The sequence below is a fragment of the Amycolatopsis sp. NPDC098790 genome, from assembly GCF_044759945.1.
Classification (GTDB): Bacteria; Actinomycetota; Actinomycetes; order Mycobacteriales; family Pseudonocardiaceae; genus Amycolatopsis.
In genome coordinates this window covers 1643655-1657125 of the sequence record NZ_JBIWAI010000002.1, presented here as the reverse complement: position 1 = coordinate 1657125, position 13471 = coordinate 1643655, and the positions used below count along the sequence as shown (strand labels likewise).

Genomic DNA, 13471 nt, shown 5'->3' with positions numbered 1-13471 from the left:
GGAAGTGAGGAACCGGGTGAACACCAGCGCTGCCGGCCCGCTGACCGGGCTGCTGGTCGCGGACTTCTCCCGGGTGCTCGCCGGCCCCTACGCCACGATGCTGCTGGCGGACATGGGTGCTGAGGTCGTCAAGGTCGAGGGTCCGCAGGGCGACGAGACGCGCACGTGGATGCCGCCGGTGCGCGGCGACGTCTCGACCTACTACCTCGGCGTCAACCGCGGGAAGCGCTCGATCGCCCTCGACCTGCGCACCGACGCCGACGCCGCCGTCGCCCGGGAGCTGGCGGCGCGGGCGGACGTGGTGATCGAGAACTTCAAGCCCGGCGGCCTGGCCAAGTACGGCCTGGACTACGACACCATCAGGACGACCAACCCCGGCAGCGTCTACGCCTCCATCAGCGGGTTCGGGTCCGGCGAGGGCAGGCACGTGCCCGGCTACGACCTGATGGTGCAGGCGATCTCGGGCCTGATGAGCCTGACCGGCGACCCGGACGGCCCGCCGTACCGGGCCGGGATCTCGGTGTTCGACGTGATGGCGGGCAACCACGCGGTGATCGGCATCCTCGCCGCGCTGCGCCACCGCGACGCCACCGGCGAAGGCCAGCACGTCGAGGTGAACCTGCTGTCCTCGGCGCTGACCGGGCTGGTCAACCACAGCTCCGCCTACGCCGCCGGCGGGGTCGTGCCCTACCGGATGGGCAACGCCCACCCGAGCGTCTTCCCCTACGAGCCCCTGCCGACCGCCGACGCCGACCTGATCGTCGCCGCGGCCAACGACGGCCAGTTCCGCCGGCTGTGCGAAGTCCTCGACCTGCCCGACGTGCCCGACGACCCGCGGTTCGCCCGCAACGCCGACCGCACGAAGAACCGGGAGGAGCTGCGGCCGATCCTGGTCGAGCGGCTGGCGAAGAAAAGCGCCGTGGAGTGGTTCGACGCGCTGACGAAGGTCGGTGTCCCGTGTGGACCGATCAACACCATCGACGGCGGCTTCGCGATGGCCGAGCGCTTCGGCCTCGACCCCATCGTCGAAGTCGGTGAGGGCGAGCGCGCGGTGCCGACGACCCGGCACCCGATCCGGTTCTCCGCGACCCCCGCCGCCTACCGGCTGCCGCCGCCGGAGCTCGACGAACACGGCGCCGAGCTGCGCGCCTGGCTGACGGAGACCCCGCATGACTGACCGCGTCTACGAAACCGCGCTCGGATCGTCCACAAAGGACAAGATCACGCTGCTCGGCCAGGACCTCGCCGAGGACGTCATGGGCAAGGTCGGGTTCGGCGAGCTGGCGTTCTGGCTGGCAACGCAACGACGTCCGTCCACAGGGGAGACCCGCGTCTTCGAAGCGGTGCTGGCGGCGCTGGCCGACCACGGCTTCACCCCGACCGCCATCGTCACGCGTCTCACTTACCTGTCCGCACCGGACTCGGTGCAGGGTGCGCTGGCCGCCGGGCTGCTCGGCGGCGGGTCGCGTTTCCTCGGTGTCACCGAGGACTGCGGCCGGTTCCTGCACGACGTCCTCGCCGGCGCCGAAACCCCCGCCGACGAAGCCGGCTGGGACGCCCTGGCCCTCAAAACCGTCGAAAAATCGCGCGCGGACAAGAAGTTCGTCCCCGGCCTCGGGCACCACGTCCACAAGGACGGCGACCCACGCACCCGCCGGCTGTTCGAAATCGCCGACGAGGAAGGGCTGCGCGGCCCGCACCTGCAGCTGTTCGCCGCCATCGGCCGCGTGCACCCGCGGGTGCTCGGGAAGACGTTGCCGCTCAACGGCGCCGGCGTCTGCGGCGCGGCATTGGCCGACCTCGGGCTGCCGCTGGAGCTGCTGCGCGGGTTCGCGCTGCTGGCCCGGACCGCCGGGCTCGTCGGGCAGCTGGCCGAGGAGCTGCGCCACCCGGTCGCCAACGACGTCTTCCTGTCGGTCGACCTGAACAACCGGCCGGTCCCGCCGGACCCGCAACGCTGAGAGGAACGCCGATGCAGCTCGTCACCGAGGACAACATCACCGAGCTCGCCGCGCAGCGGTGGTCGAGCGCGCACGACCCGCGCACGGCGCAGGTCATGGCCGCCCTCGTCCGGCACCTGCACGCCTTCGCCCGCGAAGTCCGGCTGACCGAACCGGAGTGGATGGCCGCGATGCGGTGGCTGACCGAGACCGGGCAGATCAGCGACGAGAAGCGCGAAGAGTTCATCCTCGCCTCCGACGTGCTCGGCCTGAGCATGCTGGTGGTGCAGATGAACCACGCCTTCGACGCCAAGGCCACGCCGGCGACCGTGCTCGGGCCGTTCCACATCGACGGCTCGCCGGAAAAGGACTTCGGCGGCGACATGTCCGACGGCCTGCCCGGCACGCCGCTCTACATCACCGGCACCGTCCGCGGTCTCGACGGCTCCCCCGTCGGCGGGGCGATCCTCGACGTCTGGCAGGCCGACGAAGAAGGCGCCTACGAGTCGCAGATCCCCGGCATCGACGAAGCCCGGCTGCGCGCGAAGTACGCGACCCGCCCGGACGGGTCCTACTGCCTGCGCACGATCGCGCCGAAGGGCTATTCGATCCCGATGGACGGCCCGGTCGGGGCGCTCATCGGCGGCACCGACATCAGCCACTTCCGGCCCGCGCACGTGCACTTCCTGATCAACGCCGCCGGCTACGAGCCGCTGATCACGCACCTGTTCCAGGAGGGCGCGCAGTACCTCGACAGCGACGTCGTGTTCGGCACCAAGCAGGAGCTGGTCGTGGCGTTCGAACCGCGTGAGCCGGGCCCGACCCCGGACGGCGGCGAGTCGGGCGAACCGTGGCTGCTGGCCCGGTACGACTTCGTCCTGCAGCCCGTCTGACGCCGTGCGCGCGGCGGAGATCCGGGCGGCGGGCGCTCCCCCGGTGGTGACCGACCGGCCGGCGCCCGAGCCCGGGCCGGGCGAGGTCGCGGTGAGCGTGACCGCGGCGCCGGTCAGCCCGCTCGACCTGCTGTGCGCGTCCGGCACGTCCTACTTCGGGCTGCCGGAGCTGCCGTACGTGCCGGGGGTGCAGGGCGTCGGCGTGCTCACCCGGCCGACGCCGACCGAGCCGGCCGGGACCCCGGTCTGGTTCGCCACGACCGCCGGGATGCGGCCCGGGGACGGCAGCATGGCCGAGCACGCCGTCGTCGCGCCCGCCGATCTGGTGGTCCTGCCGCCGGGGGCGGACCACGGGCTGGTCGCGGCGCTCGGGCTGTCGGCCGTGGCGGCGTGGATGTGCTTGACGTGGAAGGGAAACCTGCTCCCCGGGGAGACCGTGCTGGTGCTCGGCGCCGGCGGGGTGGTGGGCCAGTCGGCGGTGCAGCTGGCGCGGGTGGCCGGCGCCGGCCACGTCGTCGCGTGCGCGCGGTCGGACGCCGCGCTGGAGCGGGCCCGGCGGCTCGGCGCGGACAGCGTTGTGCGGCTGCCGGCCGAGCGGCTGGGCGACGTCCCGGTCGACCTGGTCATCGATCCGGTGGGCGGGCTCCCGGCCGCGGCGGCGCTGCGCACCCTGCGCCCAGGCGGGCGGCTGGTGAACCTCGGCAGCGCGGCCGGCGACGAGTTCCCGGTGTCCTCGGCGGTGCTGCGCAGCCGGTCGCTGCACATCCACGGCTACACGAACAACGAGCTCGACGCCGACCGGCGCCGCGAAGCGCTGCTGACGGTGGTGGGGCACGCGATCGCCGGCGAGCTGACGGTCGACCACGAGCGCGTCCCGCTCGCCGACGCCGGCGACGCGTGGACCCGCCCGGGCCGGATCGTGCTGGTGCCCTAGCGGCCGTAGCCCTCGGCGGCCAGCACCTTCCCCATCATCTCGTAGGCCGCGGGGTCCTCCGGGGCGACCGTGGCCAGGCCGTCGACGTAGCGGTTGTACATGCAGAACGCCGCCGCGATGAGCACGGTGTCGTGCAGCTCGAGGTCGGTCGCCCCTTCCGCGCGGGCCGCCGCGACGAGCTCGTCGGTGACGGCCCGGCCCGTTTCGCGGACCGCGAGGGCGATCCGCAGCAACGCCTTGATCTTGCCGGACACGGGTGCGTCGTCCACCCCGGCGCAGGCCGCGTCGACCACCGCGCGGCCGCCGTCGAGGGTTTCGGCCGCCGCCGCGGCGTGGCTGCCGTGGCAGAAGCGGCACTCGTTGCCGTTCGAGACCACGGCCGCGATCAGCTCGCGCTCGCCGACCGTCAGTGTGCTGGGCCCGCGCAGCAGCGTCTGCGCGAGGTGGTTCAGCGGCACCGCGGTCTCCGGGCGGTAGGCCATCAGCGACCGGATTCCCGGCAACTGCGGGTCGAGCGGGATGTGCGGCATCGGCTGCTCCTCGCGAGGCGGATGATCTCCTCGCGAGTCTTTCGGGTGACGGCGGCCCGGCCAACCTCCGCGTTGCGCAACCGGGCCGCCGCCGAAAGGCTCAACCGTGGGTTCAGCTGAGGGTGAAGTCGTCGGCGTAGAGGGGACTTTGGCCGTACCAGCCGTGGACGTACACCGTCACCGCGCCGGACGCGCCGGTCGTGAACGGCACCGACAGCTGCGTCCAGCCGCTGCTCGAGGTCCACGTCGACGCGGTCGCCCCGCTGCGGACGCCGACGTAGGCGTAGCTGCCCTGCACCCACGCCTTGAGCGTGTAGGCGTGGTTCGGGGCGAGGGTGACGTTCTGCGCCGCCTCACCGGTGGCCGAGGCCGTCGGCACCACCTGGAGCGCGTGGGTGCCGGAGTGGGCCGGGGTGGCGACGATCGCGTCGCCGGTGGCGCTCCACGGGCTCAGCGCGCCGGACTCGAACCCGCCGTTGACGACCCCGCCCGCGGGTGGGGTGCCCTTGACGGTGAGGGTGAAGGTGGCGCTGTGGCTCGCCGACGGCGAGGTGCCGGTGACCGTCAGCGGGTAGCTGCCGGGGACCGCGGCCGAGGTGGTGCTCACCGACAGCGTCGCGCTGCCGCCCGCGGTCACCGAGCCCGGGCTGACCGACGCCGTCACGCCGGCGGGTGCGCCGGTGACCGACAGCGTCACCTGCTGGGCCGAGCCGGACGTGACGGCGGTGCCGACCGTCGCGGTCGCCGAGCCGCCCGGGTCCACCGACGCCGATGGGGGGTTCGCGGTGAGGGAGAAGTCGTTGCCCGGCACGGTGGTGCCGCCGGTGAACGGCTCGAAGGCGTGGCTGAAGAACCACGTGTCCTGGGCGATGCCGGAGCAGTTGTCCGCGGCCGCGCCGCCGGGGCAGCTGCCGTTGTCGCGCTGCAGCGCCCAGAACGACAGCTCGTTGATGCCCTTGGAGACCGCCCAGTTGTAGACGGTGGCCGCGTCGGCGGTGGTGAACGTCTCGGCCGGGCCGAAGTCGTCGACGCCGATCATCTCGGTGATCCCGACCATGCCCCACAGCTGCGCCTGGGTCTTGCCCGGGTACAGCGATCCCAGCTGGGAGACGAGCCCGGCGGCCGCGGTCTGGGTGTCGGTGGCCATCTGGTGGGCGGCGTTGTCGTAGTAGTCGAACGTCATCAGGTTCACGACGTCGACGCGGGTGCCGTTGGCGACGGCGTTGCGCAGCACGGCCAGGCCGCTGTCGGCGAGGCCGCGGGTGGTGGTGGGCAGGGTGTAGGAGATCTGCAGCGACCGCCCGGACGCCGCGGCCCAGTCCTGGACCTTCTTGATGGCCTTGTTGCGGCGGTCGATCCCGGCGGAGTTGGTGAGCGAGTTGTCCTCGATGTCCATGTCGAGGCGCGGGACGTCGTAGGTGGTGATCACCGACTCGTAAGCCGCGGCGATCGAGTCCACATTGGTGCAACTGTCGGCTATTTCGGTGCCGGTGTTGTCGGCGGTGTAGCCGCCGAAGGACGGGATGACGTCGCCGCCGCGCGAGCGGATCGTGGCGATGTCGGCGCCGAAGACGCCGTTCGAGATGGGCATCCCGGTGTCGCCGTTCCAGTACACGGTGCAGGAGCCCTTGGTGGCGGCCTGGATGAACGCCATCGTGAGGTGCTTGGCGCCGGACTGCTGCGCCAGCGCGGCGGGGCTTTCGCCCGTCCACGCCTCGAAGTAGGGCGCGAAGACGTGCGCGGGCAGCGGCGTGGCGGCCTGGGCGGTCCCGGCGGCGGCGACCAGCGAGCCGGCCGACATCGCCGTCAAGGCAAGGAAAACGGACATTCGGGAGAAAGGTCTGCGTCGACGCATCTGCGCTCCAGTGCCGGCGGGAAGCCGTGCCGCGGCGTAACACGGCGAGAACGTCTTCAGGATTGGATCAGACCAATCGGTGCGTCAAGGTCTAGACCATTAAACCGGCCGGATGGCCGCAGCCGTTGCTCGCCACGCATTTCGTGGCCGATGACCGCCAGTGAGCAACGATCGGATACAAAAACGTGCCAACTCCTGCGATCTGCCGGTAGCGTGCGCGTCCATGCGGGTGAAATGGGGGAAGATTGGACAGCGCAGAGTGACCAAGCCGTGGCGTGCGGCCCCCAAAGCCGCCCTCTCCAGCCCGCTCACCCTGGTCGTGGCCGCGGTGACCGCGCTGCTCGCCTGCTTCCTCGGCACCGCCGCGGTCCTGCAGGCCTCCGCCGCCGGCGGTGCGGCCGTCGCCTACCAGACCGGGATCACCTGCCCCGACAGCTACGGCCCCGTCTTCGGCAAGGGCAACATCCCCGTCCAGGACATCCCGGCCCTCACGAGCGCGGTCCAGCGCCACGCACCCGCCCACGGCTTCGGCACGCCGGTCGTCGGCGAATACACGAACGTCCTGCCCGGCACGCAGTTCAACGGCGACCCCAACTACAAGGTCCGCCTCGCCTACCGCGACCAGGCCGGCCTCGACAACCTCACGCTCCAGCAGGGCACCCGCGCGCCCGGGCTGTGGCTGGGCAACGTCGTCGCCGACGCCGAGCACATCGGCGTCGGCGCCAAGCCCAGCATCCAGGGCATCGCGCTGCCGCCGGTCACCGGCATCTACCGCGACCTGCTCGACCCGCCGCCGCGGTGGTGGTGCTCGCAGCAGTCCGGCGCCGTCGTCGACCGCCTCGCCAACGACCCCATCGACTCCATCGTCTTCGCCACCGACCGCAAGACCTTCGACACCGCGGTCGCGGCCATCGGCCTGCCGAAGGTGCAGTACTTCCACATCTCCTTCTACGAACCGCCCCCGGCCACCCTCAGCGCGGCCGAAGACCTCCTGCAGCGCTCCCGCGACCTCGTCGCCGACGTCCGCGCCGACCTCACCGCCCAAGGCCTCGGCACCCTCGTCGCCGCCGACGTCCCCACCTTCGAACGCTCGGTCCAGATCGCCCGCCAGGCCCAGGACAACGTGTTCGTCTCGATCCTGCCGCTCGCCCTGATCAGCGTCCTGGTCGGCTGCGCCGGCCTCGGCACCGTCGCCCTGCAGTGGTACCAGCGCCGGCACGCGCAGCTGCGGCTGCTCTCCGCGCGCGGCAGCGGACCCGGCGCCCTCGGCGGCCTCGCCGTCGCCGAACTCGGCCTCCCCATCGTGCTCGGCGGAGCGCTCGGCGCGGTCGCCGCCCGCCTGCTGCTCGGCGTCTACGGCCCACCCGGCGCCCCCGACCCCGAGGCCGAACTGCGCGCGGGGCTCGTCGCGACCGGCGTGCTCGTGGTGTCCCTCGTGCTGCTCGCCCTGGTTGTCGCCGTGCGGACGCACCGGGAGTTCGAACTGGGCCGCGTCCGCCGCGGCGGCAACCGGATGCGGCTGCTGGGCTACTTCCCGTGGGAGCTCGCCACGGCCGGCATGGCGTGGCTCGGCTGGACCCGCCTGACCCACTACGGCACGGCGTCCCGGCTCGGAAATCCATTACCGCAGGTCGACCCGCTCGCCCTGACCTACCCGGTGTTCGTCGTCCTGACCGTCGGGCTGCTCACCGCCCGGCTGGCGTGGCTGGCCCTGCACGCCTCCCACCGCGCGCGCATCTGGTCGCGCCCGGCCCTGCAGCTGGCCATCCGCCGCCTCGCCGGCGCCCGCGCGCCCGTGACCGGCGTGCTCGTCATCGGCACCCTCGCCATCGGCACGCTGGCCACCGGCATCGGCATCGCCAACGGCCAGGAGCAGGCCCTCGACACCAAGTCGGCGATCTTCGTCGGCAGCACCGCCCGCCTCGACACCGACAGCCCGATCGGCATGGGCACCGTCGCCATGCCGGCCTCGCTCGCCGGCACCAGCACCGTGGTCGGGGAACTGACCGGCACCGGCAGCGTCGTGCTCGTCGTCGACCCCGAGACGTTCACCCGCGGCGCCGCCACCGGCGACATCCCCACCGACGACCTCGCCGGGCTCCTGCGCCGGATCTCCCAGCCCGACCCGCGCGGCACGCCGGTCCTGCGCATCGGCCACACCGCCAAGCAGACCGCCCAGCTGCCGAACGGCCTGCGCGACGCCGTCACCGTCGCCGACCTGCCCGTCTTCCCGATGATCGGCACCTCCCCCGGCTACGTCGTCTCCCGCACCGCCCTCGACCACGGCCAGCTCGACCGCATCCCCAAGTGGAGCGTCCTGACCACCACGCCGATGGCCGACGCCACCGCCGCCCTGCGCGCCGCCGGCGTCTTCATCCCCAACCGGATCAGCCGCGAAACCGCACTCGACGGCCTCCCCTTCTTCGTCGTGTCCTGGACGTTCTCCTTCGTCGCGCTCCTCGGCGCCGTCCTCGGGGTCGTGGCCATCCTCGCCCTGCTCGTCGCCGTCGAAGTCCGGCGACGGCAGAACGCCCTCGCCGGCGCCCTCGTCCTGCGGATGGGCATGCGCCCGCGCACCCTGCTCGCCAGCCACCTCATGGAACTCGGCGCACTCAGCGGCCTCGCGATCGTCGTCGGCGTGGTCTGCGGCGTCTCGGTCGCGGGCCTGTCCGTACCCCGGTTCGACCCGGCGACGTTCCTCGCGCCCCGCTCGGAACTGCCCGACCCGCTGCCCTTCGTCCTCACCGTGCTGTTCGTCGGCGTCCTGGTCGTGGGCCTCGCCGGCTGGATCGCGGTGCGCTCGGTGCGCACCGCCCGGACCGCGGAGCTGATCCGTGCCTGACAAACCGATCTTCACCCTGCGCGGCATCGGCGTCGACTACCCCACCCCGGCCGGCACCGTCACCGGCGTCGACGACATCAGCTTCGACGTCCCCGCCCGCGGCATGACCGTCTTCGCCGGTCCGTCGGGCTCCGGCAAGTCCACGCTGTTGCGCGTGCTCGGCCTGTTCGAACAACCCGCCCGCGGCACCCTCACCTTCCAAGGCGCCGACGTCCACCGGCTCAAGCACCGCGAACGCCGCGCCCTGCGCCGCCACCACCTCGGCCTGGTGTTCCAGAACCCTTCCGACAACCTGCTCGGCTACCTGTCGGTGGCCGACAACCTGCACGCCGCGGCCGAAGCCGCCGGCACCGAATGCAGCTCCGACGACATCCTCGGCCGGCTCGGCCTGCACGGCACCGGCGACTGGAAGATCTCCGCCCTCTCGGGCGGCCAGCAGCAACGGCTGGCGTTCGGGTGCGTGCTCGCCGCGCGCTCGACGGTCATCCTCGCCGACGAACCCACCTCCCAGCTCGACGAAGCCTCGGCCGACCTGGTGCTCGACACCCTGCAGTACCTGGTGGACCAGGACTTCGCCGTCCTGGTCGCCTCCCACGACGACCGCCTCATCGACCTCGGCGCCCGCGTCGCCCGGCTCCACAAGGGCACCCTCGAGCGCGTCGAAGAACGGGAGCCCCTGCCGTGACCCTCGTGGAGGCCGTCGGCCTGCGCCGCAGCTTCGCCCACCCCAGCGGCGACATCGAAGTCCTGCGCGGCCTCGAACTGCGCGTCGGCGCCGGCGAGCTCGTCACCGTGTCCGGCCGCTCCGGCTCCGGCAAGAGCGCCCTGCTCGCCCTCCTGTGCGGGTTCGACTCCCCCGACTCCGGCTGCGTCCTGCTCGACGGCGTCCCCATCAGCGGCGCCCCGCCCTGGCACACCTGCGCCGTCCTGCCGCAGGCCCTCGGGCTGGCCAACGAGCTCACCATCGCCGAAAACGTCGCCCTGCCCCTGCGCCTGCGCTCCGACGTCCCCCGCCCATCACCCAAGGCGATCCACGCCCGCGTCACCGAACTGCTCGACGAACTCGGCATCGGCGACCTCGGCGACCGCTACCCCCTGGAAGTCTCCTTCGGGCAGCAGCAACGCGTCGCCCTGGCCCGCGCCGTCGCCGGCCGACCCCGCGTCCTGCTCACCGACGAACCGACCGCCCACCTCGACGCGGGATCCACTCCGCGGGTGCTGCGGCTGCTGCGCCGCTGCGCCGAAGAAGGAGCGGCAGTGATCGTCGCGACCCACGACGACGAGGTCCACCGCATCGCCGACCGCCGCGTCCGCCTCCTCGACGGCGTCCTCACCGCCCTGCTCGACTGACCCCGCTCCAACCGATCAGGAATCGAGAAGCGCTGGTCACCGGCCCGGCAATAGCGTTGTCGCCGTACCACAGACCACGACTTCAGGAGCACCACGATGAGCACCCAGGGGATCAAGACCGTCCTGCACCCCGTCACCGACCTGGCCGCCGCCAAGGCCGTCTACACCGCCCTGCTCGGCATCGAGCCCCAGGCCGACTCGCCTTACTACGTCGGGTACGACGCCGGCGGCCAGCACATCGGCCTGGTCCCGAACAGCGGCACGACCGCCCCGGTCGCCTACTGGGAGGTCGCCGACATCCACGACAAGCTCGCCGAGGTGACCGCGGCCGGCGCGAAGGTGAACGAAGAGCCGAAAAACGTCGGCAACGGCCGCCTCGTGGCCACCTTCACCGACACCGACGGCAACGTCCTCGGCCTCCTGCAGGACTAACTGTGATGTCCAGGGACGTCGTCCCGAGTTGAGGTGACCGGTGACGGCCTGTCGTGCAGACAGGTGAAGGCCTCCGGATGTGAAGTGGAGCTGTCGAGAAACCACATCACCCACCGGAGGCCTTCGTGTCCCACCCTCACCCCACGAACCCGACTCAGGCCGGCTCGCCTGATCGTCGAGCAGGGCTGGACCCCCACCGCAGCGGCGAGATGTTCATGGTCGCCGCCGGAACCCGCCCGCAGATGGACCGACCGCTACCGCACCGAAGGCCCAGCGGGATGGCTGACCTCAGCTGCCGTTCACGCCACAGCCCGACCAAGACCTCGCCCCCGCTGGTGCGGCAGATCGTGCGGCCGCGGTGGCGCAAGCGGCTGGGCCCGGTCCAGATCGGCGGCCGGCTCGGCCTGCCCGCCTCGCCGTGCACGCGGTGCTGACCCGCTGCCGGATCAACCGCCTGTCCCGCATCGACCGGGTCACCGGTGAACCGCTGCGCCGCTACGAACACGACCACCCTGGCTCGCTGATCCACGTCGATGTCACCAAATTCGGCAACATCCCCGACGGCGTCGGGCACCGGTTCGTCGGCCGCACCCAGGGCGACTGCAACCGGGCCGCGACACCAGGCAAGCCCCGCAACGCCTACCGCAACCGGACCTCGGCCGAGGGCTGGACCTACGCCCGCTTCTACCTGACGGAAACCCTGCGGCGAGCCGCGGTACCAGGGTGGTTGCACTTCTACAATCACCACCGACCCCACAGCTCAACCGGCGGCAAGCCGCCGGTCACCCGGCTAACCAACCTCCCCGGACATCACAACCGACCCAGCGCGGTGGCCCGGCTGACCTCTTCCCAGGCGGCCAGGTCCGCCGCGAGCGCCCGGTGCTGGGCGCGGATCGCCTCCACGGCGTCCGCGCCCAACGCCAGGTGCAGCGGCGCGTCCTCGGCGCCGACCGCGCGCACGATCGCCGCGGCCGCCTTCGCCGGGTCACCGGGCTGCGTGCCGTCCATGCTCTCCACCGCCTCCCGCGTACCCGACGTCGACACCGCATACGCGTCGATCGTCCGCGAGCGGTGCATCCGCCCACCCCCGAACTCCGTGCGAAACGCACCCGGCTCGACGATCAGCACCCGCACCCCGAACGGCTTCACCTCTTCCGCGAGCGCCTCCGAAATACCTTCCAGCGCGTACTTCGCCGCACTGTAGGCACCGAACCCGGGCATCGACAGCTGCCCGCCCATCGAACTGATCTGCACCACCGTCCCGCTGCCCTGCGCCCGCAGCAGCGGCAGCACCGCCTTCGTCACCGCGACCGCGCCGAAGAACATCACCTCCAGCAACGCCCGCAGCTCGTCCATCGTCAGCTCCTCCACGGCGCCGACCGAACCGTTGCCCGCGTTGTTCACCACGACGTCGATCCGGCCGAACTCCGCCAGCGCCGTCTTCACCGCCGCGTCGATCTGCCCGGCGTCGGTCACGTTCAGCGCCGCCGTCCGCACCCGGTCCCCACCCTGCTCCCGCAGCCCGTCCAGGGTCTCCGGTCGCCGCGCCGTCGCCAGCACCCGGTCACCCGCCGCCAGCGCGGCCAGCGCGATCTCCCGGCCGAACCCGGCCGAGCAGCCGGTGATCAGCCACACGCGGCCGTCGGTGTTCGTCATCTTCCGTTCCTCCCAGTGGGTTTCCTGCCACCCATCCTGCGGAAGATCACCACCGCGCCGCCAACACCGATCCCCTGCCACGGCTACAGTCGGAGCCTGTGACCCCCGAGCTCCGGCAGCTGCGCTACTTCGTCGCCGTCGCCGACGAAACCAGCTTCACCCGCGCCGCCGCCGGCCTCCACATCGCCCAGCAATCCCTCTCCCAGCAGATCACCGTCCTCGAACGCGGCCTCGGCACCCGCCTCTTCGACCGCGACGCCCGCGGCACCCGCCTCACCGCCGTCGGAAAGCTCTTCCTCCCCGAAGCACGCGCCGTCCTCGCCCGCGCCGACGAAGCCGTCACCACCCTCGGCCGCGCCCTGCGCGGCGAAATCGGCAGCGCCCGGCTCGCGTTCCTCACCACCACCGCCAACTACCTGCTGCCCCCGATCCTGCGCGCCGTGCGCGAGCGCTACCCCGACCTCACCGTGACCACCGCCGAAGCACCGATCGCCGACCTCGTCGACGGCCTGCGCGACGGCCGGTTCGACCTCGCCTTCACCCGCCCACCGCTGGTCGAAGGCCTCGCCTCGCGCACCCTGCTCACCGAAGAGGTCTGCGCCGTCCTCCCGGCCGACCACCCGCTCGCCGAACGCCCGTCCCTGGAACTGGCCGATCTCGCCGCCGAACCGTGGGTGCTCACCCCGCGCGGCAGCTGGGAACCCTGGCACCGCAGCTACGACGCCGACTTCGCCGCCGCCGGCTACACCCCGCGGGTCGTCCAGCGCGCCACCACCGTGCAAGGCCTGCTCGGCCTCGTCGCCGCCGGCGTCGGCGTCACCCGGCTGACCCGCTCGTCGCACAGCCTGCGGCGCACCGGCGTCGCGTTCGTCCCCCTCGAGAACGACATCGCCCGGACCGAACTCGTGTGGCTGCCCGGCAACGACAACCCCGCGATCCCGGTGATCACCGACGTCGCCACCGAACTGGCCGCGACCACCGATCTGACCGAAGCGGGCTGAATCGTCCCGTTGTCACCCAAAGTTGATCGGCAAGCCCA

The 13471-nt window shown here is 72.3% G+C and carries 12 protein-coding genes and 1 pseudogene; 10 read left to right on the top strand and 3 right to left on the bottom strand.

The window, feature by feature from the left end:
• The first annotated feature begins 16 nt into the window (after positions 1-16).
• From ACIQWX_RS21470 to ACIQWX_RS21455, 4 genes are read left to right on the top strand one after another with little or no spacing between them, the layout of a single operon-like run.
• Positions 17-1177, top strand: coding sequence for a CaiB/BaiF CoA transferase family protein (locus ACIQWX_RS21470; protein ID WP_400873566.1), 1161 nt, complete (start codon positions 17-19; stop codon positions 1175-1177).
• The gene (locus ACIQWX_RS21465; protein ID WP_400873563.1) at positions 1170-1961 is read left to right on the top strand and encodes a citryl-CoA lyase; all 792 of its coding nucleotides are present in this window, start codon (positions 1170-1172) and stop codon (positions 1959-1961) included. The genes ACIQWX_RS21470 and ACIQWX_RS21465 overlap by 8 nt, the downstream gene beginning before the upstream one ends.
• A gap of 11 nt (positions 1962-1972) precedes the next feature.
• Complete coding sequence (locus ACIQWX_RS21460; RefSeq protein WP_400873560.1) at positions 1973-2833, top strand: dioxygenase; 861 nt, start codon at positions 1973-1975, stop codon at positions 2831-2833.
• 4 nt (positions 2834-2837) lie between these two features.
• Complete coding sequence (locus ACIQWX_RS21455) at positions 2838-3767, top strand: zinc-binding alcohol dehydrogenase family protein (RefSeq protein WP_400873557.1); 930 nt, start codon at positions 2838-2840, stop codon at positions 3765-3767.
• Here ACIQWX_RS21455 and ACIQWX_RS21450 read toward each other — a convergent pair.
• Together ACIQWX_RS21450 and ACIQWX_RS21445 are read right to left on the bottom strand one after the other, a co-directional pair.
• Positions 3764-4297, bottom strand: a complete 534-nt coding sequence (locus tag ACIQWX_RS21450; RefSeq protein ID WP_400873553.1) for a carboxymuconolactone decarboxylase family protein — start codon at positions 4295-4297, stop codon at positions 3764-3766. The genes ACIQWX_RS21455 and ACIQWX_RS21450 overlap by 4 nt on opposite strands.
• 112 nt (positions 4298-4409) lie before the next feature.
• A complete protein-coding gene (locus tag ACIQWX_RS21445) occupies positions 4410-6125 on the bottom strand; it encodes a glycosyl hydrolase family 18 protein (RefSeq protein WP_400873550.1) in 1716 nt (571 codons plus the stop codon).
• A gap of 286 nt (positions 6126-6411) precedes the next feature.
• Here ACIQWX_RS21445 and ACIQWX_RS21440 point away from each other — a divergent pair, with 286 nt between their 5' ends.
• The 5 genes and pseudogenes from ACIQWX_RS21440 to ACIQWX_RS21420 all read left to right on the top strand — a co-directional run.
• Positions 6412-8994 (top strand): FtsX-like permease family protein, encoded by a 2583-nt coding sequence (locus ACIQWX_RS21440; protein ID WP_400873547.1) that lies wholly within the window; start codon positions 6412-6414, stop codon positions 8992-8994.
• Complete coding sequence (locus ACIQWX_RS21435) at positions 8987-9679, top strand: ABC transporter ATP-binding protein (RefSeq protein ID WP_400873544.1); 693 nt, start codon at positions 8987-8989, stop codon at positions 9677-9679. The genes ACIQWX_RS21440 and ACIQWX_RS21435 overlap by 8 nt, the downstream gene beginning before the upstream one ends.
• Positions 9676-10344 (top strand): ABC transporter ATP-binding protein, encoded by a 669-nt coding sequence (locus tag ACIQWX_RS21430; RefSeq protein WP_400873539.1) that lies wholly within the window; start codon positions 9676-9678, stop codon positions 10342-10344. Before ACIQWX_RS21435 ends, ACIQWX_RS21430 begins: the two co-directional genes overlap by 4 nt.
• Before the next feature lie 96 nt (positions 10345-10440).
• Positions 10441-10776 (top strand): VOC family protein, encoded by a 336-nt coding sequence (locus ACIQWX_RS21425; RefSeq protein ID WP_400873536.1) that lies wholly within the window; start codon positions 10441-10443, stop codon positions 10774-10776.
• Positions 10777-10881: 105 nt separating this feature from the next.
• Positions 10882-11590, top strand: a pseudogene (locus ACIQWX_RS21420) (IS481 family transposase); the annotation flags it as partial.
• On the opposite strand, the gene ACIQWX_RS21415 reads toward ACIQWX_RS21420, so the two are convergent.
• On the bottom strand, positions 11587-12432 hold the full coding sequence (locus ACIQWX_RS21415; protein WP_400873533.1) for an oxidoreductase: 846 nt from the start codon (positions 12430-12432) through the stop codon (positions 11587-11589). The pseudogene ACIQWX_RS21420 and the gene ACIQWX_RS21415 sit on opposite strands and share 4 nt — an antisense overlap.
• 98 nt (positions 12433-12530) lie before the next feature.
• Here ACIQWX_RS21415 and ACIQWX_RS21410 point away from each other — a divergent pair, with 98 nt between their 5' ends.
• Positions 12531-13433, top strand: coding sequence for a LysR family transcriptional regulator (locus ACIQWX_RS21410; RefSeq protein WP_400873530.1), 903 nt, complete (start codon positions 12531-12533; stop codon positions 13431-13433).
• Positions 13434-13471 lie beyond the last annotated feature (38 nt).

Excerpts from the sequence above, each read along its gene's own strand:
- ACIQWX_RS21425 (WP_400873536.1), top strand. The coding sequence starts at position 10,441 with ATGAGCACCCAGGGGATCAAGACCGTCCTGCACCCCGTCACCGACCTG.
- ACIQWX_RS21460 (WP_400873560.1), top strand. The coding sequence starts at position 1,973 with ATGCAGCTCGTCACCGAGGACAACATCACCGAGCTCGCCGCGCAGCGG.
- ACIQWX_RS21415 (WP_400873533.1), bottom strand. The coding sequence starts at position 12,432 with ATGACGAACACCGACGGCCGCGTGTGGCTGATCACCGGCTGCTCGGCC.
- ACIQWX_RS21465 (WP_400873563.1), top strand. The coding sequence starts at position 1,170 with ATGACTGACCGCGTCTACGAAACCGCGCTCGGATCGTCCACAAAGGAC.
- ACIQWX_RS21450 (WP_400873553.1), bottom strand. The coding sequence starts at position 4,297 with ATGCCGCACATCCCGCTCGACCCGCAGTTGCCGGGAATCCGGTCGCTG.
- ACIQWX_RS21445 (WP_400873550.1), bottom strand. The coding sequence starts at position 6,125 with ATGTCCGTTTTCCTTGCCTTGACGGCGATGTCGGCCGGCTCGCTGGTC.